The organism is Streptomyces sp. W1SF4, assembly GCF_003950035.1.
Classification (GTDB): Bacteria; Actinomycetota; Actinomycetes; order Streptomycetales; family Streptomycetaceae; genus Streptomyces; species Streptomyces racemochromogenes.
The window spans coordinates 4,024,328-4,041,410 of record NZ_CP034350.1 but is presented as its reverse complement, the minus strand read 5'-3'; the positions used below and the strand labels follow the sequence as shown (position 1 = coordinate 4,041,410).

Sequence of the window (17,083 nt, the reverse complement as noted above, 5' to 3'; positions counted from 1 at the left end):
GGCTCAGAAGACGTCCGGGCACCACGGCCGGCGCGCGGTGCGGAACACCGCGTCGGCCAGCGCGACGGCCCCCGGCTCCAGCTCGGCGACCCGGCCCAGCGCGGCCAGCCGCACCGCCGACGCGTCCCCCAGGTACAGGGACCCCAGCGCGGACACGTCCAGCCGCACCCCGGCCGGCCCCTCGGTACGCGTACACGTGCCGGCGCCCGCGTCCAGCCGGTAGCGGCCGCCCGCCGGACCCGTGGCGTCCTCGACCTCCAGCACCAGCACCCCCGGCACCTCGTACGCCCGCGCCCCCAGCGCCCGTACGACGTCCAGGACCCGCACCCACAGGAAGTCGGCCGCCGACACCGGCCGGGCCGCCCGCGCGTCGGGCAGCAGCTCCGGCAGCAGGTCGTCGGGGGCGCGGTTGCCGGTACGGACCTTCAGCACCCAGTCGATGGAACACAGGAAGTGCCACAGCGCACGCTCCGCCTGCGGGGTCGCCGCGAGGAAGTCGACGACCTGGACGGTGTTCAGCGGGGTCTTCGCGTCCGTCCAGTGGTCGTCGGCCTGGTAGACGGCCAGCCCCGCCACCTCACCGGCCGCGTCCCGGTACACGGCCTGCATCTTCTCCCGGTACGGGCGGTGCGACATCTGCTCCAGGCCCGTCTTCAGGCTCCACCAGCGCGCGTCCCGGTCGACCATGCCGTGCCGGGCGGCCCGCAGCCGCTCGTGCAGGGCGGGACCCACGCGCCGCACCTCGGCGGCGTCGACCAGGTCGATCCGGCCGCCGTCGACCGGCGCCGGACGGCTGCGGTCCAGGCCCGTGCGGGCGACGTCGACCTCCCACTCGGCGTGAACGGTCGCGGCGCCGTAGCCGTAGCGCCCGTAGATCGGGTACTCGGCGGCGATCAGCGTCGACAGGACGTCACCGCGCGCGTGCGCGGCGGCCAGCTCGGCCTCCATCATCCGCGTCAGCAGCCCCTGCCGGCGGTGGGTGGGCAGCACGGCCACGTTGGAGACCGCACTGCTCCCGACGGCGGCACCGCCCGGGACGGTCACTTCCTGGGCGAAGGACCGGAAGGTGGCCACGCACCGGCCGGTCTCCTTGTCGAAGGCCCCCTGTACCCGCGCGAGATCGGTGTGCGCGGCACGCTGGGCCACATCGGATTCCGTCGCGGTGCCCGGAGTCAGGAAGCCCGAGTTCAGCGTGGTGAGCCAGGCGGGCAGTTCGGACGCGGCGATCGGCCGCACGTCAGCACTCATAACCGGCCACGCTAACCGCCGCGCCCCACACCGGTCGCCCCAATTTCCGCAGCCCAGCGGCCCCCGAGCGGCCCGGCAACCGGCCCCGGCGGCCGCCCCCGCCCTACGCCAGCAGGTCGTCCACCTGCGCCTCGCCCTCGCGGTAGCGGCGCGTGATCTCCGCGCTGGAGTCGTCGGCCATCCGCTGGAGCTGCTGCCGGCGCCGCGAGACCTGCTGCTCGTAGCGGACCAGCCGGCCCATCGCGGCGTGCAGCTCCCCGTCCGTGCGCGCCTCCAGGTCGGAGAGCTCCACGTCGGACAGCATCTCCGCCGCCAGCAGCCGGAACTCCTCGTTGTGCGGGGTACCGAGGGTGACGTGCCGGGCGGAGGCACTGCGGCTCGACGGGGCGTCGGCGAGGATCTCCGAGAGCCGGTCCACCACCGGCGCCTCGGTGGCCGTCCGGCGGGCCAGTTCGGCGCGCAGGATGTCGATGCGGCCCTGCAGGAGCCTGCGTACGTAGCTCAGGTCGGCTTCGTCGCGCTGCGCGTCGCGGCGCAGCGCGCGCAGCTCGGGCAGGCCCAGGGCGGTGGCGGGGGTGGTCGGCCCCAGCGACTCGCCGGTGCGCTGCGCGGGAGGCCGCCCCGTGGTGCCCGCGGGGGTGTCCGGAGCGGGTGACGCGGGTGCAGGTGCGGAGGTACCAGAAGTGTTCATGACGTTGTATCCGTCCCCTCGACCGGTGCTGGGGGCACCGCCTGCGTGCATGGTGCCACTCTCCGTGGTCCGTACGCAGTCCCAGTCAACCGGATGGCCCCGGAGGATATGCCAACTCGTGATGCGTCTTGCCCAGGACCTGTCGTCGGATATCCCGTATGGGTGAACGGAGGCAGCAACGGCCGTCCGAACCCGGCCGGGACGTCAGTCTCAGTGGAGAACGTCAGTGCTGTCGGGAAGAACGGGAGGGGGCCACCGGTGAAGCGCGGAACGGATGGGCGGAAACGGAAGGGCGCACTGCGCGTGCCGACCGAGTCCTTCACTGTGTCGCCACCCCGGGGAGCCCGTATCCGGGACCGTCTGCGGCTGTCCGCCCGGGACGCGGAGGTCCTGCTGATCGTCGGCGACCACCTCGGCCGCCACGCCCGCGCCGATCTGGCCGAGCGAATCCGGATCGGGATCGTGCCCCTCAGTGAGAACAGGCGGGCGGACCGCAAGCGCGCGCTGACGAGGATGTCGTCGTCACGCTGGGCGGGCACCATCACCCGTGCATCAGAAGACCAGTACCAGCTCAGCCTGCGCTGCCTGCTCGATGAGCGGGGTTCCCTGCGCCGGACCATCTCGAAGATCACCCAGCGCTTGGCGGTGCCGTGCTGTCAGCGCGCGGGTGGTGTCCGGGGCTACTCGACCCAGCAGGAGCGGGCGCTGAAGCAGCGCCGTCTGCAGGTGCTCGCCGCGCGCCTGGCAGAGCTCGAGCAGCGGATCGATGCAGGTCGGCCCGCGATCGTGGTGGGGGGCCGCCGTCTGGCGACGGTACGGCACAACCTCGCGGACACCAACCTCAGTGAATCCGATTGGCGGAAGCGGTGGGACGCGCAGCGCATGTTCCTGACGGCCGACGGGGAGTCCGGAGCACCCCACGGGAACTACACGATCACCGTGACCCCTACCGGCGGCGCGGTCACCCTCGTCCTGCCCGAACCCTTGCGGCACCTCGCCAACACCCCCCGCGGCCGCTACCGCGTCTCCTGCACTGTCGCCTTCAGCCACCGTCGGGACGAGTGGCTGGACCGTGTCATGGCCAACAAGGCAGTGCGCTACGACATCACGTACGACGCTGAACGGGGCCGCTGGTATCTGGACGCCTCTTGGTCCACCGTATGCGCGACGCCGCCGACACCAACCGAATTGGCTGCCACCGGTGTCCGGTTGCTGGCAGTCGACCTCAACGCCGACCACCTCGCCGCCTGTGTCATCGACGCGCACGGCAACCCGGTGGGCCTGCCCTCGGCCGTCCCCACCCACCTCATCGGGCCCTCGTCCCAGCGCGACGGCCGGCTGCGCGCAGCCATCACGGAACTCGTCAGCCTGGCCAAGGTGAACGGGTGCGCCGGTCTGGCGATCGAAGACCTGGGCTTCGCAGACGCTCGGGCCACCGGCCGCGAAACCATGGGACGGGGCGGACGCGGCAAGGCGTTCCGCCGCATCGTCGCCGGACTGCCCACGGCGCGCTTCCGGGAGCGCCTGCGCGGCATGGCCCACCATGCCGGGCTCGTCGTCGTCGCGGTCGACCCCGCCTACACCTCCCGTTGGGGAACACAGCACTGGAAGCAGCCTCTCCAGCAGCAGTCGAAGACCTTCGTCGTCACCGGCCACCACGCGGCCGCAGTGGCGATCGGCAGGCGCGCCCTCGGACACGGGGCACGGCGTCGGCCAGGTGTGACCGCACACGACCAGAGGATCGTTGTACGGAGAGCTACCGGCCAGACCGTCCCCCACCCGAGGGCACGCGGGACCACGAGCTCGCCCAGGACCACAGGCACGCCCCTCCAGGGCACCAAGACCTGCCGGGACCGAAGCGACCAGCTCGCGCTGTTCCCCGTCTCCCAACACCCTTCGGGGAGACAGACGGCCAATCCGGCCGGCGTTCCGGCCGACTCCGGCCGGCATCGCTAGAGACGGTGCACTCCTGGTACACAGGTGGTATGCGAGCAGTGGTGCAGAGGGTGGACGGCGCGAGTGTCGTCGTGGCGGGCGAGACGGTCGGGGAGATCGTCGGCGAGGGGCTGTGCGTGCTGGTGGGGGTGACCCACGACGACACTCCCGAGAAGGCGGCGGTGCTGGCCCGCAAGCTGTGGTCCGTGCGGATCCTGGAGGCGGAGAAGTCCTGTAGCGACGTGGACGCGCCGCTGCTGGTGATCTCGCAGTTCACGCTGTACGGGGACGCCCGCAAGGGCCGCCGTCCCACGTGGAACGCGGCCGCGCCCGGGCCGGTGGCCGAGCCGCTGGTCGACGAGGTCGTGGCGCAGCTGCGGGCGCTGGGCGCGACGGTGGCGACGGGCCGGTTCGGCGCGGACATGCGGGTCTCGCTGACGAACCACGGCCCGTTCACCGTCGTCATCGACGTGTAGCGGCGGTCAGGGCGCTACGACGACCTCCTGCGCGGCGGCCGTGTTCCCGGCCAGCAGCGGGGCGTCGACCGGGACGTTCCGCTTGACCAGGGCCAGGGCGATCGGGCCGAGCTCATGGTGGCGGACGGCGGTGGTGACGAAGCCGAGCTGCCGCCCGTCCTCCCCGTCCGCGGCGAGCCGTACGGGCGTCCCGTGCACCGGGAGCAGCACCTCGGAGCCGTCCAGGTGCAGGAAGACCAGGCGGCGCGGGGGCTTCCCCAGGTTGTGGACGCGGGCCACCGTCTCCTGGCCCCGGTAGCAGCCCTTCTGCAGGTGCACGGCGGTGCCGATCCAGCCCAGCTCGTGCGGGATGGTGCGGTGGTCGGTCTCGGCGCCGACGCGCGGGCGGTGCGCCTCGACGCGCAGGGCCTCGTAGGCGAGGAGCCCGGCGGCGGGGCCGTGGGCGGCGGCGAAGGTCTCCAGCTGCGGGCGGGGCAGGAAGACGTCCCGGCCGTGCGCGGTCTCGCGTACGACGTGCTCCTTGCCGGGCTCGGCGATGGAGCCGGCCGGGAGGTGGACGACGGCGAAGTCGGCCGTGCGGTCGGCGACTTCGACCCGGTAGAAGAACTTCATCGACTCCAGGTAGCCGAGGAGGGCCTCCTGGGTGCCGGGCTCGACGTGCGCCCAGACGGTCTCGCCGTCGTCGACGAGGTAGAGGGCGTGCTCGATGTGCCCGTTCGCGGAGAGGATCAGCGCCTCGGTGGCCTGGCCGGCGGGGAGGTCGCTGACGTGTTGGGTGAGCAGCAGGTGCAGCCAGCTCAGCCGGTCCGCCCCGGTGACGGTGACGACCCCTCGGTGGGAGAGGTCGACGAAGCCGCGGCCGTCGGCGAGGGCGCGCTGTTCGCCGTAGAGCTCTCCGTAGTGGGCGGCGACGCCCTCGTCACGGCCTTCGGCCGCTACGGCGCCGGGAAGATGGAGCAAGGGGCTGCTGGTCATGCCCCCAGCCTACGACGGCGCTAGGCCGAGCCCTCCTGGCCCTGCCGGGCCGCCTGGCCCCCCTGGCCCGCCTGGCGCTTGGCCGCCGCGCACTTCTCGCACAGCCCGAAGATCGCGAAGTGCTTCATGTCGGTCTCGAAGCCGAAGGTGGCGCGGAGCTTGGCCGTGAACTCGTCGGCGATGCCCACGTCGGCCTCGATGACGCCGGTGCACTCGCGGCAGACGAGGTGGATGTGGTGGTGCCGGTCGGCGAGGTGGTAGGTGGGGGCTCCGTGCCCGAGGTGGGCGTGGGAGACCAGGCCGAGCTCCTCCAGGAGCTCCAGGGTCCGGTAGACGGTGGAGATGTTCACCCCGGAGGCCGTCTTGCGGACCTCCACGAGGATCTCGTCGGGGCTGGCGTGCTCCAGGGCGTCGACCGCTTCGAGCACGAGCTGGCGCTGCGGTGTCAGCCGGTAGCCGCGCTGCCGCAGATCGCTCTTCCAGTCGGTGGTCACCACCCGGCCAGTGTAAGCGCGGAAAGGGGACCGCGGTCAGCCCGCGGTCCCCCGTCCTCCTGCGTCCTGCGTGCGCTCGCGGCCTCGCGGCCGGGCGGGCTCAGCGGAAGAAGGCGATGCCGTCCTCGGGGAGCTCCGGGAGGTTGCGCGCCATGTCGGCGATCTCCTCCGGGGTGACGACCTTCTTGAGCTGGGCCGACATGTACGGGCGCAGCTCGACGTCGGGGGTGGCCTTCTCGCCGACCCACATGAGGTCGCTCTTCACGTAGCCGTAGAGGCGCTTGCCGCCGCTGTACGGGCCGGACACGGCGGTACGCGCGACCGCGTCGGTGACCAGGTCGATCTGGGGCTTCTGGTCGGCGAGCTCGCCGTACCAGACCTCGACGACGCCCTGGTCGCGGACCATGACGATCTCGACCTTGCGGTCCTTGTCGATGCGCCAGTAGCCCGACTCGGACTCCAGCGGGCGCACCTTGTTGCCCTCGGCGTCGAGCACCCAGGTGCGGGAGGTGTACTCCAGGAAGTCCCGGCCGTCGTGGCTGAAGACGACTTCCTGGCCGAAGTTGCACTTCTCCTCGCCGGGGAAGTCGAACACGCCTGCGCCTTCCCAGGTGCCGAGGAGGAAGGCGAGGGGGACGAGGCCCGGGTTCAGGTCGGACGGGATCTGGATCATGGTTGGCTGCTCAGGCGATCTGTGGGAGGGGTTCCGGGGCGGTCGGCTGGGCGGATGCTCAGCGCTGACCCTGGTACAGCTTCTTGACGGCCAGGCCGGTGAAGGCGAGGACGCCGACGCAGACCAGGACCAGCAGGGAGGTGAAGACTGCCTCAAGCACGGGGTGCTCCTCGGAGGATTCGGTGCGGGTGGACGGGGCCGGTCCCCAAGCCTACTGGCCCGGGGCCCGGAGCACGGAGTGAGGTAGGCCGTACCGGTTCAGTGGAGCAGCTGGTCCTGGAGGATCACCGTCTGGTGGAAGGGGACCGCGGCCACCTTCCCCTTGCGGGTCTGGAGGACGACGGCCTGGATGTCTCCGCCCTTGACGCAACCGGCCTTCAGGTCCTCGTCGCCGACCGGGGCGGCTTCGGCGAACAGGGACACGTCCGCGAGGTCGGGCGGGTTCTGGTCGTTCTTGACCTTGCTCCAGTCGCTGTCGCCCTCGATCCGGTTGATCCCGTTGAGGTTCATGTTGATGCCGCAGCCCTCGAAGGCGTCCACGAAGCCGGAGGAGTGGAAACGCAGCAGGTAGACACGGGTACGGGTGCCGTCGGGCATGGTCCAGCCGCGGGCGGCGATCTGGCGCAGGCCGTCGTCGGTGAAGGCCTGCTTCATCTTGGTCCGCGCGGCGGGTTCGTACTCCTCCAGGAAGGTGTCGACGGACACGGCCTGGTCCTTCTCCACCCTGAGCGCCGCATCCGGGGTGGAGCCCTTGGGGGCGGGCAGCAGGAGCTGGGGCAGGGCGGCGTAGTGGATGCCGTCCTCGTTGTCCTTGGCGAAGGGCTGGGCGGCACCGGGGGCCAGACCGGGCTTGGCGAGCGCCGGGTAGGTCCAGCGGCCGTCGTCCTGGGTGGACAGGCCCGGCAGGTCGGTGCGCTCGGCCCGGGTGATCCCGTACGCCGCTCCGGTGCCGGCGGCGGCGAAGGCGAGCACGGCGACGGTCCAGCGAAGGGCGGCGAGGAGCCTGCGACGGCCCTTGGGAGCGGGCCCCTCGGGAGCGGGCGGGGCGACGGCCTCGGCGGCGGGCGTCCCGGCGGTTTCCGGGGTGACGGTGCTCTGCTCGGTCACGCGGACTCCCCGGGGGACTTCAGGTGGTTCAGCTGCTGCTGGAAGAACTTGACGGCGTCGCCGGACGAGAAGGGCTGGGGCCCGTAGGCGCGGAAGCTGACGAGGACGTCGCCCTGGAGCGCCACGCACTCCATCGAGTCGATCCTGCCCTTCCGCTCCTCGTCCCCGAGGGTGACCACGGCGCACTTCGCGTCGGGGTACCCGTCCACCTTCGGGGTCTCGCGTCCTTCCGACACGGCGTCCATGAGCTTCTTGAAGACCTCGGAGGTCTTGCCCAGGAATTTCGGGTCGGCCTGCATGAGGCGGATCTCGACGACCGACCGGCCCGTCCCCTCCGTGTAGCTGCGGCCGGCCCGGCCCTTGAGCTTGAGTTCGGCGAGCGCTTCGTCACGCTTCTTGCGCTGGCTGTCGGAGAGGCCCTTGCGAGCGTCCTTGAATCCCTGGACGGTGTTGTCGCCGGAGACGAAGAAGTCGTTGCCGTCCTTGCCGAGATCGGGTCCCGGCCTGTGGCTGCCGGGCACGGGCAGCAGCCTGGCCGCCAGGCCGTCCTGGGGGACGGCGGCGGGCATCTCGGGGCCGCGGGGGCTGACGCCCTCGGCGCTCCAGTAGCGCGTGGCAGCGGTCCGGTCGGCGGCGTCGAGCGCCCAGGCGGCCCCGACCCCGCCGGCCGCGAGGAGGACGACGGCGGTCCCGGCGGCGACGTAGGCGCGGGTCCGGCGGGATCGCGGGGCGACGGCCTCCACGGGGGCGGGGGCCTCGGCCTCGGCCGGGGCGGCAGCGGCGTCGTGCAGCGGCTCGGTCACAGTCGCTCCAGCTGCTTCTTGGCGAGGTCGATGACGTCGGCCTCCGCGATCTTGCCGTGGTCTTCGTAGTAGTGGATGTCCACGACGATGTCGCCCCGGCGGGCGAGGGCCCGGGCACCGTGAACCCCGTCGGCCTTGGCGTCCACCCAGACGTGGCCCAGGTCCGGGGTCACACCCGGAATGGCCACGCCCCGGTTCCCCGCGAAGTCCGCCTCGGGCATGTACTCCGACTGCCCCCGCTGGAAGTCCTCCGCTCCGGCGCGCTCGCGGAACTGGACCAGCTGGATCTCGGCGTGCACCTGACCCTGGGTCCACGAGGTCGACGCGACGCGCCGGATCCGTCCTTCGGCGAAGTCGGCGAGGGCCCCGCCGGGCTCCTGGAAGTAGCCGACGGCGAAGGCGTCGAGGGGGATGTAGCCGGCGCCCTCGGCCTTGGCCCCGTCCGGCACCGGGAGCAGCAGCTCGGTGAGGTCGCCGTCCGTCTTGTGCCAGCGGGTGGCGTTGACCGACTTGGCCGTCGTCGTGTCGTTCGGCGCCAGCGCCTTCGGCGTGTCGAGCTTCTGCTGCGCCAGCGGCGGCAGGGCCGTGGGCGGGCGCTGGTACTGGACGGCGTAGCCGGTGACGGTGCCGGCGGCCGCTCCCAGGACGAGGGCGGCGGCGATCAGCAGCGTCGTACGGCCGCGGCGGCGCGGGGCACGGGTCGGAGCGGGTACGTCCGGAATGGCCGGGTCGACCGGCGGAGTTTCCGGAGTACCCGATTCCTGGATCTGGTTTTCCAAGAGGGGTCCCCCCACAGGACTGGAGCCGCGGGATCGTTCGTTCGCCCGCGCACATCCAAGACACCCTGGGGCGGGGGCCCGTTGTACGCATCTTTATTACGCTTTTATATAGGCGGCATTCAGTCTTCCGGATGCCGCTTTCCGTCCAGTTCGTCCCACCACTCGTCCGATTTCGGATCGCCCGAGGGGTCGTCCCACCAGCGGTCGTCCGGCCCCCGCCGGTTCGCCACCATCGCGGCGACGGGCGGAATGACCATGGCGACCACGCACAGCGCGACCGCCGCCTCGACCGAGAGGAGGCGCACGAAGGACCAGGCGGAGACGAAGAGGAACAGGCATCCGCCCATGAGCCAGAAATAGGCGCGTCGGCGCCGCGCGTACATGTTTCCAGCGTAGGACGGGCCCCCGGGAACACAAGGGCGGCGGACGGCGCGAAGGGCCGCACCCCGTTCCAGTGGCGTCCAACCCCCGGGGGTGCGGCCCTTCGGCCGGTTCGGCTGTCGGTCCGGTGTGCTCAGACCGCGACGGTGCTCAGACCGCGATGGCGACGTCCGTCACGCCGCCGGCCTCGGCCACGACGACGGCGCGGTCGGCCTGGGCACCCGGGACGAGCGCCCGCAGGGTCCAGGAGCCGGTGGCCGCGTAGAAGCGGAACTGGCCCGTCGCGGAGGTGGGGACCTCGGCGGTGAACTCGCCGGTCGAGTCCAGCAGGCGGACGTAGCCGCTGACGGGCTCGCCGTCCTTGGTCACCTGGCCCTGGATCGCGGTCTCACCGGGCTTCAGCGTCGCGAGGTCGGGCCCGCCGATCTGTGCTCCACACATGTTCTCTGTCCTGTCCTAGAGAGGTTCTGCTGCTGCGAGGGCGCGGGGGCGGGCGTCGCGTGCCCGCCCCCGCCGCCGGGACTACTTGTTGGGGCCGAGCTCGATCGGCACGCCGACCAGCGAGCCGTACTCGGTCCAGGAGCCGTCGTAGTTCTTGACGTTCTCCTGGCCCAGGAGCTCGTGCAGCACGAACCACGTGAGCGCGGAGCGCTCGCCGATGCGGCAGTAGGCGATGGTGTCCTTCGCCAGGTCCACCTGCTCCGCCTCGTAGAGGGCGGTCAGCTCCTCGTCGGACTTGAAGGTGCCGTCGTCGTTGGCGTTCTTGGACCACGGGATGTTGCGGGCGCTCGGCACGTGGCCGGGGCGCTGCGACTGCTCCTGCGGCAGGTGCGCCGGGGCGAGCAGCTTGCCGGAGAACTCGTCGGGCGAGCGGACGTCGACCAGGTTCAGGGAGCCGATCGCGGCCACGACGTCGTCGCGGAAGGCGCGGATCGAGGTGTCCTGCGGCTTGGCCTTGTACTCGGTGGCCGGGCGGTTCGGGACGTCCTTGCCGTCGACCAGGTCGCGGGAGTCGAGCTCCCACTTCTTGCGGCCGCCGTCGAGGAGCTTGACGTCCTGGTGGCCGTAGAGCTTGAAGTACCAGTAGGCGTAGGACGCGAACCAGTTGTTGTTGCCGCCGTAGAGGACGACGGTGTCGTCGTTGGAGATGCCCTTGGCGGAGAGGAGCTTCTCGAAGCCCTCCTGGTCCACGAAGTCGCGGCGGACCGGGTCCTGGAGGTCCTGCTTCCAGTCGATCCGGACGGCGTTGGTGATGTGGTTCTTGTCGTACGCGGACGTGTCCTCGTCCACCTCGACGATCACGACGTTGGCGTCGTTCAGGTGGGCCTCGACCCAGTCGGCGTCTACGAGGACGTCGCTGCGGCTCATGGTGTTCTCCTCCGGGGCAGTTGCGGCGGGGCTGTGTGGGGCTGCTGCGAAGCGGGCTGTGCTGGTGCGTGCCGCTGCGGGTGCGGCTCTCGGACCCTGCGCGGGGAGGCGTCAGGGGGCAGGAGGCCGGTGCGCGCCAGGCGCGGTCACACGGATGAAGGGCCGTCGGTCCGGCCGGCGGAGCGGAAGGCTCACACCTCACATGGAGCGACAGAGCATGGCGGCGACGCGACACAGGTCCACTGCCCGCCGCTTCGTGAGGTCCGCCTGCTGATGCTTCATAGCCATGGATCGTAGGGACGAAACGGCCGCCCTGTCACCGGCGTGTCATATGTCGAGACAGGATCGTCCGCATTCCGGGACGAGAAAGCCCCGGACGGCCTTCTCGCGGCCTTCCGGGGCTGGTCGGGCGGTCCGCCCTTCTGCGGATCGGACCGCTCCGTCTCACGATCCGGCCAGGGACACGTCCGTACCGCTCAGGGCCAGGTGCACACCGGACTCGTCCGAGGTCAGCGAGGCGAGCTTGAGCCCGGCCGGCAGGCCGTCGTCGATGCGGCGGTCGAAGTCGGTCCGCTTGCGCACCGCGCTCTCGATGCCCGGGATGCCCTCGCCCGGGACGGCGTCCGCGCGGACCCGGACGACCTTGGAACCGCCCGCGTCGACGAGGGCGACGGTGGACACCACGCTGCGGGTCATGGTCCTGCCGAGGAAGTCCAGGGTCGCGGTGACCTTCACCTTGTTCGGCGCCCCGCCGTAGGTGAGGACCACACCGTTCTGTGAGGCCTTGGTGAGGTCCTCGTACGTGATCAGCGCGGAGCCCTCGGCCCGCTTGGCGGTACCGCCGTTGTAGCCCTCGTTCAGCTTCACCTCGTGGAACGAGGCCTTGAGCTGCGACAGCCGCGTCTTGCGGCCGTCGGCGGTGACGTCGACCCCTTCGAGCAACAGGTCGACCTGCTCCAGGTCGCGGCTGAGCGCCTGCGTCAGGAAGGGGAAGCCGTGTATCTCCGCCTCGGCACTGCCCGCGAGGCCCTGGCGGGACCGGACCTGGTCGGCCAGCCGGTCCTCGGCATAGCCGACCGCCCAGCGGTCGACGCCCACGAACAGTCCTCCCAGCACCACGCCGATGATCACCACGACACGTAGGAAACGCACGTGTCCCTCCCCCAACTAGTCGGTACGTACGTTCCAGTGGACCATGATCGGCCGTGAGGGTGGTGTCAGCGGCGCGGCTGCCCGGGGGCCCCGCGGGGCAGCCCCGGGGCCGCGCGGGGCAGCCGGGGGCGTCAGCCGACCACCCGGCCCATCAGGTAGACGGCGGGGGCCGCGGCGGCCAGCGGCAGCGCGACACCGGCCGTCATGTGGACGAACTTCGACGGGTAGTCGTACGCGGCCACGCGCAGCCCGATCAGGGCGCACACCCCGGCCGCGAGGCCGACCAGCGCCCCGCCGGCGCCCAGCCCGGTCAGCCCGCCGACCGCGATGCCCGCACCGGCCGCGGCGGCCAGCGAGACGCCGACGGAGGCCGGGGTGGGCAGCGGCAGCGCCCGCGCGAACACCGCGACCGCGACGGCCACCGCACCGGTGGTCACCGGCTGCCAGTCAGCGCCGAGGAAGCCCGTGCAGACGATGGCCAGCGCGGCGGAGACCACCGAGGCCATCAGCCCGTACATCCGCTCGTCGGGGTCCGCGTGGCTGCGCAGCTGGAGCACCAGCGTCAGCAGCACCCAGGCCCCGAGCGTGCCGATGACCGCGCCGGGCGCGTACGTGCGGTCCAGCGCGAGCACCGCGCCGTCGGCGACGAGGGCCCCCGCGAAGGCCAGGACGATGCCCTGGCGGGCCGGCCACATGCCGTTGAGGCGGAACCAGCCGGCCGCGGTGAGCCCCTGGAGGGCGATCAGCGGGACGAGCAGCGCCCACTGGCCGACCGCGGCGGCACCGGCCATCAGCAGGCCGAGCGCGGCGGTCAGTATCGCCGACTGCGGACCGGGGTCGATGATCGGCGACCGGCCCTCGGCGCGGGCCTGGGCGGGGTCGACGGCACGCAGGGTGTTGCCGCCGAGGGTCGGCGGCGAGTACTCGGCGGACGGACCGGGCACGGCGGCCTGCGGCTGCGGCTGCGGCTCCGCCGGGACCGGCGCGAGGTACGCGGTCTGCTCGGCGGCGGGCTCCCGCACGGGCGGCAGGTACGCCGTCTGCGCGGCGGCGGAGTCCTCCGCGCCCCACGCGCCCGGCGCGGAGGCCTGGGGCTGCACGGGCGGGAGGTACGCGGTCTGCTCCGCCGCCCCCGCGGACTCCCGCACCGGCGGCAGGTACGCCGTCTCGGCGGCGGCCGCGGCGGCGGAGGCCTGCTGCGGCTCCTCGCGGAACCAGCCGTCCGGCACGGCCCCCTGCGGCTGCACCGGCGGCAGGTACGCGGTCTGCTCCGCGACCCCGGCGGACTCCCGCACCGGCGGGAGGTACGCGGTCTGCTCCGCGACCCCGGCGGACTCCCGCACCGGCGGCAGGTACGCGGTCTGCTCCGCGGCCCCGGCGGGCTCCCGCACCGGCGGGAGGTAGGCCGTCTCGGCGGCGGCGGAAGCGGCCCCGCCGCCCCCGGTGGCGTCCGGCCACGGCACGGCCGGGGCCTGCGGCTGCGGCTGCGGCTGCGGCACCTGCGCCGGCTCCTCGCGGAACCAGCCGTCGGGTACGGCGGGCTGCTGGGGCTGGTGCTGCTGCGGAGCCTGCTGGGCCGGCACGGGCGGCAGGTACGCCGTCTGCGCGGCCGCGTCGCCGGGCCAGCCGCCCTGCGCGGGAGCCGCCGGCTGCTCGTCGCGGAACCAGCCCTCGGGCGCCGCGGGCTGCTGCTGCGCCGGCACGGGCGGCAGGTACGCCGTCTCGGCGGCGGCCGCACCGCCCCCGGTGGCGTCCGGCCACGGCACGCCACCGCCACCGGTCTGCCCCCACTGCCCCTGCGGGGCCGGGGCAGGGGCCGGGGCCGCCGGCTGGCCGGGCACCGAGCCCAGCGGCGGCTGCACCGGCTGGTACCCGGTCTCCCAGGTGTCGGACTGCCAGGTCTGGGTGGAGTACGGGTCCTGCTCGGCGTCCTGCCGCTGCTGCCGCTGCTGCTCTTCGGGAGTGCTCATCGGTATCCGCTCACCCGCCCGCGAACGGCGGGAGCACCTCGACGGTGCCCCCCTCGGTCAGCAGGACGGCATCGTGCGGGCGCTTGCCCACGGGCTCGTCGTTCACGAGGAAGGAGCAGCGCTGCAGGACCCGGGTGAGTTCCCCCGGATGGCGGTCCCGCACGGCGTCGAGCGCCTCGGCCAGTGTGCGCGCCGAGTACGGCTCCTCCGCCGTCTCGGCCGCGGCTTTCGCCGCCGCCCAGTAGCGGATGGTTCCGGTTGCCACTGCAGCTCCTATCGCTCGGCCGACCGGGCGGTCCCGTGGTCGGCTCCGTCGGCTCTCTACCGTCGGCCTCCATGATGACCCCTCCGGCCCGTCACCCCGGCGTGCCTCAGCGCGCCGTCCGTGCGCCCCGAGGCCCCGCAGGACTGGTCGGCGGACCGCTCGATCCGGTGAAACCAGGGCATACGCAGGAGGAAGGCGTGGCGCGAACCACAGAATGCGGTGCACGACAGCCCTCGGCCCCGAAAGGGCCGGTGGGCTATTCTGGCGGCGTAGAGGATCCGGGCAACGTGGCCCCCGGGTCCTTTTGTGCTTTCAGCACGTTGAACGGACCGAGAACAGAGGTATCCGTCCGGACCCCAGGGCGCGGGGGCCGGAGGGCATGCCAGGCAAGTCGTACGAAGCCGTACCGCGCACGTCCTCGACGGGACCGAGGAGGAACCGACGTGATGGACCAGCGAAGCAAACAGGAGCACGGCCGCCCGAACCGGGCAGGTGGCCGGGCATGAGCTCTCTCCTCCTGTTGACCAATGCCCTGCAGCCGTCGACCGAGGTGCTGCCCGCACTCGGCCTGCTGCTGCACAACGTCCGGGTGGCCCCCGCCGAGGGACCGGCCCTGGTGGACACCCCCGGCGCCGACGTGATCCTCGTCGACGGCCGCCGCGACCTGCCGCAGGTGCGGTCGCTGTGCCAGCTGCTGCGGTCCACCGGACCCGGCTGCCCCCTGATCCTCGTCGTGACGGAGGGCGGCCTCGCCGCCGTCACCGCCGACTGGGGCATCGACGACGTACTCCTCGACACCGCCGGCCCCGCCGAGGTCGAGGCACGGCTGCGGCTGGCCACCGGCCGCCAGCAGCTGGGCTCGGACGACTCCCCCATGGAGATCCGCAACGGCGACCTGTCGGTCGACGAGGCGACGTACAGCGCGAAGCTGAAGGGGCGGGTCCTCGACCTCACCTTCAAGGAGTTCGAACTGCTGAAGTACCTCGCCCAGCACCCCGGCCGGGTCTTCACCCGCGCCCAGCTCCTCCAGGAGGTCTGGGGCTACGACTACTTCGGCGGCACCCGGACGGTCGACGTCCACGTACGGCGGCTGCGGGCCAAGCTCGGCCCCGAGCACGAGTCCCTGATCGGCACCGTGCGCAACGTCGGCTACCGCTTCGTCACCCCGGAGAAGGTGGAGCGCGCGGCCGCCGAAGCCGCCGCCAAGCAGGCCCCGGGGAAGGCGGCGGCACAGGCCGCGCCGCAGGCCGCCGACCGTACGAGCGGACCCGTAGGCCGTTCGGAGGAAGCTCCTGTGACCAGCCAGTCGGCCAAACACCCTGCCCAGAGGTAGGTCACCCCGCGTAGACTTCCGCGCGTGGCCAAGGTGACGCGGGATGACGTAGCGCGACTTGCGGGTACTTCTACCGCCGTCGTGAGCTACGTCATCAACAACGGACCCCGGCCGGTCGCCCCGGCCACGCGCGAGCGTGTACTCGCCGCGATCAAGGAGCTGGGGTACCGGCCCGACCGCGTGGCCCAGGCCATGGCGTCACGCCGCACCGACCTCATAGGCATGATCGTCCCCGACGCCCGTCAGCCGTTCTTCGCGGAGATGGCGCACGCGGTCGAGCAGGCTGCCGCCGAACGCGGAAAAATGGTCCTCGTCGGCAACTCCGACTACCGGGACGAGCGCGAGGTCCACTACCTGCGCGCCTTCCTCGGGATGCGGGTGTCCGGTCTGATCCTCGTCAGCCAGGGCATGAGCGAGCGCGCCGCCTCCGAGATCGACGCGTGGGACGCGCGGGTGGTGCTGCTGCACGAGCGCCCGGAAGCCATCGACGACGTCGCGGTCGTCACGGACGACATCGGCGGCGCGCAGCTCGCGACGCGGCACCTGCTGGAACACGGGCACGAGTACGTCGCCTGCATCGGCGGCATCGAGAACACCCCCTCGGTCGGCGACCCGGTCGCCGACCACGTCGAGGGCTGGCGCCGGGCCATGCTGGAGGCCGGACGGTCGGTCGAGGGCCGGCTCATCGAGGCCCCGTACAACCGCTACGACGCGTACCGGGTCGCCCTGGAGGTCCTGGCCCGCCCGGACCGGCCGACGGCGATCTTCTGCGCGACGGACGACCAGGCCATCGGCGTCCTGCGCGCCGCGCGCGAGCTGCGCATCGACGTCCCCGAGCAGCTGGCGGTGGCCGGCTTCGACGACGTCAAGGAGGCGGCCCTGACGGATCCGCCCCTGACGACGATCGCCTCGGACCGCCCCGCGATGGCCCGCGCGGCGGTGGACCTCGTCCTGGACGACGCCCTCCGCGTGGCCGGCTCCCGCCGCGAACGCCTGAAGCAGTTCCCGTCGGCCCTGGTCATCCGGCGCAGCTGCGGCTGCCGGTAGGGGGGGGTCGGGGGCGGGGGCTCGCTGTGTCCCCCTCGAGGGGTGGGCGGCGGTTGCCCACCCGCCCCCTTGTCTGCGGGCCGGGGGCCGGGTGGGCGGGATCCCCTCGGGCGGTCTCAGGGAGGGTTGGGGGCTTCCCGTCAGTCCCATCGTCCTTCCGGTTCGGGCCGGTCCCTCAAGGGCGCTCCCTTCGGTCGCGTCGCTACGCGATGGCCTTCGGCCACCCTTGACCGACCGCCCCGAACCGGAAAGCCGAAAGACTGCCGGGAAACCCCCAAAGAAACGGGACGGACGATCCTGGAGGAGCGGGTCCCTCAGCGCTGAGACGAGGGGCCGGGCGCCGACCCCGCCCGACATACGCCCCCCACGTCCGTGATCCCGGGCCA

The 17,083-nt window shown here is 72.5% G+C and carries 18 protein-coding genes; 4 read left to right on the top strand and 14 right to left on the bottom strand.

Annotated elements, in window-relative coordinates:
- Positions 1-3 precede the first annotated feature (3 nt).
- Positions 4-1,248 (bottom strand): GNAT family N-acetyltransferase, encoded by a 1,245-nt coding sequence (locus tag D1J60_RS18850; RefSeq protein ID WP_125821871.1) that lies wholly within the window; start codon positions 1,246-1,248, stop codon positions 4-6.
- Between the two features lie 103 nt (positions 1,249-1,351).
- Complete coding sequence (locus tag D1J60_RS18845) at positions 1,352-1,939, bottom strand: AmfC protein (protein ID WP_125599908.1); 588 nt, start codon at positions 1,937-1,939, stop codon at positions 1,352-1,354.
- A gap of 258 nt (positions 1,940-2,197) precedes the next feature.
- Between D1J60_RS18845 and D1J60_RS18840 the strand changes: the two genes are divergently transcribed.
- On the top strand, positions 2,198-3,895 hold the full coding sequence (locus tag D1J60_RS18840) for a hypothetical protein (protein ID WP_241253316.1): 1,698 nt from the start codon (positions 2,198-2,200) through the stop codon (positions 3,893-3,895).
- A gap of 29 nt (positions 3,896-3,924) precedes the next feature.
- Complete coding sequence (gene dtd, locus D1J60_RS18835; RefSeq protein ID WP_125599911.1) at positions 3,925-4,350, top strand: D-aminoacyl-tRNA deacylase; 426 nt, start codon at positions 3,925-3,927, stop codon at positions 4,348-4,350.
- A gap of 6 nt (positions 4,351-4,356) precedes the next feature.
- Here the strand turns inward: dtd and D1J60_RS18830 are convergent, their stop codons facing one another.
- From D1J60_RS18830 to D1J60_RS18775, 12 genes are all read right to left on the bottom strand, one after another.
- The gene (locus D1J60_RS18830) at positions 4,357-5,325 is read right to left on the bottom strand and encodes a glycine cleavage T C-terminal barrel domain-containing protein (protein WP_125821870.1); all 969 of its coding nucleotides are present in this window, start codon (positions 5,323-5,325) and stop codon (positions 4,357-4,359) included.
- Between the two features lie 20 nt (positions 5,326-5,345).
- Positions 5,346-5,822 carry a Fur family transcriptional regulator gene (locus D1J60_RS18825; RefSeq protein ID WP_125599917.1) on the bottom strand — a complete coding sequence of 159 codons (477 nt, stop codon included), beginning with the start codon at positions 5,820-5,822 and terminating at the stop codon, positions 5,346-5,348.
- A 97-nt stretch (positions 5,823-5,919) separates the two neighbouring features.
- On the bottom strand, positions 5,920-6,492 hold the full coding sequence (locus tag D1J60_RS18820; RefSeq protein WP_125821869.1) for an FABP family protein: 573 nt from the start codon (positions 6,490-6,492) through the stop codon (positions 5,920-5,922).
- 258 nt (positions 6,493-6,750) lie between these two features.
- Positions 6,751-7,599, bottom strand: a complete 849-nt coding sequence (locus tag D1J60_RS18815; protein WP_125821868.1) for a hypothetical protein — start codon at positions 7,597-7,599, stop codon at positions 6,751-6,753.
- Positions 7,596-8,402, bottom strand: a complete 807-nt coding sequence (locus D1J60_RS18810) for a hypothetical protein (protein ID WP_241253315.1) — start codon at positions 8,400-8,402, stop codon at positions 7,596-7,598. Before D1J60_RS18810 ends, D1J60_RS18815 begins: the two co-directional genes overlap by 4 nt.
- A complete protein-coding gene (locus D1J60_RS18805) occupies positions 8,399-9,181 on the bottom strand; it encodes a hypothetical protein (RefSeq protein ID WP_125821867.1) in 783 nt (260 codons plus the stop codon). Before D1J60_RS18805 ends, D1J60_RS18810 begins: the two co-directional genes overlap by 4 nt.
- Positions 9,182-9,300: 119 nt before the next feature.
- A complete protein-coding gene (locus tag D1J60_RS18800) occupies positions 9,301-9,564 on the bottom strand; it encodes a DUF3099 domain-containing protein (protein ID WP_125599931.1) in 264 nt (87 codons plus the stop codon).
- Positions 9,565-9,712: 148 nt separating this feature from the next.
- Positions 9,713-10,003: a DUF1416 domain-containing protein gene (locus D1J60_RS18795; RefSeq protein WP_030030422.1), complete on the bottom strand. Its 291-nt coding sequence runs from the start codon at positions 10,001-10,003 to the stop codon at positions 9,713-9,715.
- A gap of 81 nt (positions 10,004-10,084) precedes the next feature.
- Positions 10,085-10,930, bottom strand: coding sequence for a sulfurtransferase (locus D1J60_RS18790; protein ID WP_125599937.1), 846 nt, complete (start codon positions 10,928-10,930; stop codon positions 10,085-10,087).
- 444 nt (positions 10,931-11,374) lie between these two features.
- Positions 11,375-12,082, bottom strand: a complete 708-nt coding sequence (locus tag D1J60_RS18785) for a DUF2993 domain-containing protein (RefSeq protein WP_125821865.1) — start codon at positions 12,080-12,082, stop codon at positions 11,375-11,377.
- A 131-nt stretch (positions 12,083-12,213) separates the two neighbouring features.
- Complete coding sequence (locus D1J60_RS18780; RefSeq protein WP_125824089.1) at positions 12,214-13,545, bottom strand: hypothetical protein; 1,332 nt, start codon at positions 13,543-13,545, stop codon at positions 12,214-12,216.
- Positions 13,546-14,062: 517 nt separating this feature from the next.
- The gene (locus tag D1J60_RS18775; protein ID WP_007265472.1) at positions 14,063-14,317 is read right to left on the bottom strand and encodes a MoaD/ThiS family protein; all 255 of its coding nucleotides are present in this window, start codon (positions 14,315-14,317) and stop codon (positions 14,063-14,065) included.
- A 502-nt stretch (positions 14,318-14,819) separates the two neighbouring features.
- Here D1J60_RS18775 and D1J60_RS18770 point away from each other — a divergent pair.
- Together D1J60_RS18770 and D1J60_RS18765 are read left to right on the top strand one after the other, a co-directional pair.
- Positions 14,820-15,650, top strand: a complete 831-nt coding sequence (locus D1J60_RS18770) for a response regulator transcription factor (RefSeq protein ID WP_125821864.1) — start codon at positions 14,820-14,822, stop codon at positions 15,648-15,650.
- Between the two features lie 24 nt (positions 15,651-15,674).
- Positions 15,675-16,697, top strand: a complete 1,023-nt coding sequence (locus D1J60_RS18765; protein ID WP_007265470.1) for a LacI family DNA-binding transcriptional regulator — start codon at positions 15,675-15,677, stop codon at positions 16,695-16,697.
- The last annotated feature ends 386 nt before the right edge of the window (positions 16,698-17,083 follow it).

What these genes read in the sequence shown, in the direction of transcription:
- D1J60_RS18850 (WP_125821871.1), bottom strand. Translation starts at nt 1,248, where the DNA reads ATGAGTGCTGACGTGCGGCCGATCGCCGCGTCCGAACTGCCCGCCTGG.
- D1J60_RS18845 (WP_125599908.1), bottom strand. Translation starts at nt 1,939, where the DNA reads ATGAACACTTCTGGTACCTCCGCACCTGCACCCGCGTCACCCGCTCCG.
- dtd (WP_125599911.1), top strand. Translation starts at nt 3,925, where the DNA reads ATGCGAGCAGTGGTGCAGAGGGTGGACGGCGCGAGTGTCGTCGTGGCG.
- D1J60_RS18830 (WP_125821870.1), bottom strand. Translation starts at nt 5,325, where the DNA reads ATGACCAGCAGCCCCTTGCTCCATCTTCCCGGCGCCGTAGCGGCCGAA.
- D1J60_RS18820 (WP_125821869.1), bottom strand. Translation starts at nt 6,492, where the DNA reads ATGATCCAGATCCCGTCCGACCTGAACCCGGGCCTCGTCCCCCTCGCC.
- D1J60_RS18800 (WP_125599931.1), bottom strand. Translation starts at nt 9,564, where the DNA reads ATGTACGCGCGGCGCCGACGCGCCTATTTCTGGCTCATGGGCGGATGC.
- D1J60_RS18795 (WP_030030422.1), bottom strand. Translation starts at nt 10,003, where the DNA reads ATGTGTGGAGCACAGATCGGCGGGCCCGACCTCGCGACGCTGAAGCCC.
- D1J60_RS18790 (WP_125599937.1), bottom strand. Translation starts at nt 10,930, where the DNA reads ATGAGCCGCAGCGACGTCCTCGTAGACGCCGACTGGGTCGAGGCCCAC.
- D1J60_RS18770 (WP_125821864.1), top strand. Translation starts at nt 14,820, where the DNA reads ATGAGCTCTCTCCTCCTGTTGACCAATGCCCTGCAGCCGTCGACCGAG.